The organism is Saccharothrix sp. ST-888 (assembly GCF_000955975.1).
In the GTDB taxonomy this organism is placed as follows: domain Bacteria; phylum Actinomycetota; class Actinomycetes; order Streptomycetales; family Streptomycetaceae; genus Kitasatospora.
Genome location: NZ_JYJF01000224.1, coordinates 1 through 3,227 on the forward strand (window position 1 = coordinate 1; position 3,227 = coordinate 3,227).

Consider the following 3,227-nt stretch of genomic DNA (forward strand, 5'->3'; position numbering starts at 1 on the left):
GAGAAGACCAAGCGGTTGGCGGTCAGTCATGCCTTCCACTCGCCGTTGATGGAGCCGATGCTCGCGGAGTTCCGCGCGGTCGCCGAGAGCATGACCTACGCCAGGGCCGCCATCCCGGTGGTGTCCAACCTGACCGGCACACTCGCCACCGAGGAGCTGAGCTCCCCGGAGTACTGGGTCCGGCACGTCCGCGAGGCGGTCCGCTTCCACGACGGCATCCGGGCGCTGGAGGCTGCGGGCGTCACCCGGTTCCTGGAACTCGGTCCGGACGCCGTGCTCACCGCGATGACCCGGGACTGCCTGGAGTCCGCCGCCGAGGACGGCACCGTACTCGCCGCCGCCACCCGGCGCGAGCGCTCCGAGACCCGGACGCTGCTGACCGCGCTGGCCCGACTGCACATCGGTGGGCTCTCGCCGGACTGGGGCGCCCTGTTCCCGGGCGCGGCCCGGATCGACCTGCCCACCACCGCGTTCCAGCGCAGCCGCTTCTGGGCCGAGATCCCGGCCTCGGTCGGGGACGTCGCCTCGGCCGGCCTCGACTCCACCGAGCACCCGCTGCTCGGCGCCGCCACCATGCTGGCGGACTCGGACGGCGCGGTGCTCACCGGCCGCCTCTCGGTGCGGACGCACCCGTGGCTGGCCGACCACGTCGTCGGCGACTCGGTGGTGCTGCCCGGCACGGCCATGGTCGAACTGGCCGTCAGGGCGGGCGACCAGGTCGGCTGCGGCCACCTGGAGGAGCTCACCCTGGAGGTGCCGCTGATCCTGCCCGAGCAGGACGGCGTCCGGGTCCAGGTGACGGTCGGCGCCCCCGACGCGGCCGGCAGCCGGACCGTCGGCGTGTACTCGCGCGCCGAGCTGGCCGCCGCCGAACAGCCGTGGACCCAGCACGCCTCCGGCCTGCTCGGCCGGGGCCCCGCGGCCGCGGGCGAACGCCTCGCCGAGTGGCCCCCGGCCGGCGCCGAGCCACTGGACACCACCGGCCTGTACGAGCGGCACGCCGCGTCCGGCCTGCACTACGGCCCGGCCTTCCAGGCCCTGCACGGCGCCTGGCAGCGCGGTGACGAGCTGTTCGCCGAGGTGCGGCTGGCCGACCGGCCCGCCGCCGACGCCGGCCGCTTCGGCCTGCACCCGGCCGCCTTCGATGCCGCGCTCCACGCGCTCGCCCTGCTCGGCGACGGCTCGGACGACGAGACCGCCCGCCTGCCCTTCATGTTCTCCGGCGTCTCGCTGCACGCCGTGGGAGCCTCGGTGCTGCGGGTGCGGCTGCTGCCGTCCGGTCCCCACTCCTTCTCGGTCGACCTGGCCGACGCGACCGGCGCGCCGGTCGCCACGGTGGCCTCGCTGGCCTCCCGGCCGCTGACCAACCTGCGGCAGCCGCAGGGCGGCCCAGCCGACGCGCTGTTCCGGTTCGGGTGGAGCCCGGTCCGGCTGGACGACGCGGCCCCCGAGGCCGAGTACCGCGTCCTGCACAGCGCCGCCGGCGTCGACGCCGCCGCGGTGCGGGCGGCCACCGGTGCGGCGCTGGCGGCGCTCCAGGCCGACGACGCGCGGACCCTGGTCGTGGTCACCCGTGGCGCGGTCCCGGCCGCCGGGGAGGACGTACCGGACCTGGCGGGTGCCGCGGTGTGGGGCCTGCTGCGCTCGGCGCAGTCGGAGCACCCCGACCGCTTCGTCCTGCTGGACCTCGACGCCGACGCCGATGCCGACGCACTCGTCCCGCGCGTGCTCGCCTCGGGTGAGCCGCAGCTGGCGGTCCGGGCCGGGGCGGCGTACGCGGCCAGGCTGAACCGGGTCGAGACCGCCTCCGACCCGGCGGTGGAGCTCGACCCCGAGGGCACCGTGCTGCTGACCGGCGCGACCGGCGGTCTCGGTCCCGTGCTGGCCCGGCACCTGGTGTCCGCCCTCGGCGTCCGCCACCTGCTGCTGCTCAGCCGGAGCGGCGGCGCGGGCGACCTGGTCGCCGAACTCGCCGGACTCGGCGCCCAGGTGACGGTCCTGGCCTGCGACGTGGCCGACCGCGCCGCCCTCGCCGAGGTGCTGGCGGGGATCCCGGCCGAGCACCCGCTCACCGCCGTGGTGCACGCCGCCGGGGTGCTCGACGACGGCGTGGTCGCCTCGCTGACCCCCGAGCGCCTCGACGCCGTCCTGCGGCCCAAGGTCGACGGGGCGCTCAACCTGCACGAGCTCACCGCGGCGGCGGACCTGCGGGCGTTCGTGCTGTTCTCCTCGGTCGCCGGTGTGGTCGGCGCGCCGGGCCAGGGCAACTACGCCGCCGCCAACGCCTTCCTCGACGCGCTCGCGGCCCACCGGGCCGCGCACGGCCGGCCCGCACTCTCGCTGGCCTGGGGACCGTGGGTGCCGGTCGGCGGCATGACCGGCGGCCTCGACAGCGCCGACCGGGCCAGGATCTCCCGCGGCGGCATGGCCGAGCTGTCCGCCGAGGACGGGGTGGCGCTGTTCGACCTGGCCCGCCGCACCTCGCTGCCGGCCCTCGCCCCGGTGCGGCTGAACCTGGCGGCGCTGCGCGGCCAGGGTGCCGCGCTCGCCCCGGTGTTCCGCGCCCTGGTGGGCCGGACGGTACGGCGCGAGGCGGCGGCCGAGGGCTCCGAGTTCTCGTTCGCCGAGCGGATGTCCGAACTCGGCGACCAGGAGCGGGCGGACGCCCTGCTGCAGCTGGTCCGGGTCCAGGTCGCGGCCGTGCTCGGACACACCTCCCCGGAGGCGATCGACCCCGGCCGCGCGTTCCAGGACCTCGGCTTCGACTCGCTCGCCGCCGTCGAACTGCGCAACGCGCTCACCGCCGAGACCGGGCACCGGCTGCCCGCGACGCTGGTCTTCGACTACCCGTCGCCCGAGACACTGGCCGGCTACCTCGCCACCCAGCTCAGTGGCGCGGAGTCCGGTCCGCGCAGGTCCACCCGGACCACGGCGGCCAGGACGGACGAGCCGATCGCGATCGTCGGCATGGCGTGCCGCTACCCGGGCGGGGTGACCTCGCCGCAGGAGCTGTGGAACCTGGTGGCCGCCGAGACCGACGCCATCACGGAGTTCCCGGACAACCGGGGCTGGGACATCGACCGGATCTTCGACCCGACGCGGGAGCGCCCGGACACCAGCTACGTCCGCGCGGGTGGTTTCCTGCACGGTGCGGGTGAGTTCGATGCGGGGTTCTTCGGGATCTCGCCGCGTGAGGCGTTGTTGATGGATCCGCAGCAGCGGTTGCT

At 76.1% G+C, this 3,227-nt stretch carries 1 protein-coding gene; it reads left to right on the forward strand.

The features are described from left to right. Positions 1-15 precede the first annotated feature (15 nt). Positions 16-3,227: type I polyketide synthase (locus UK12_RS32130; RefSeq protein WP_231591478.1), on the forward strand; the 3,212-nt coding region annotated here is incomplete at its 3' end.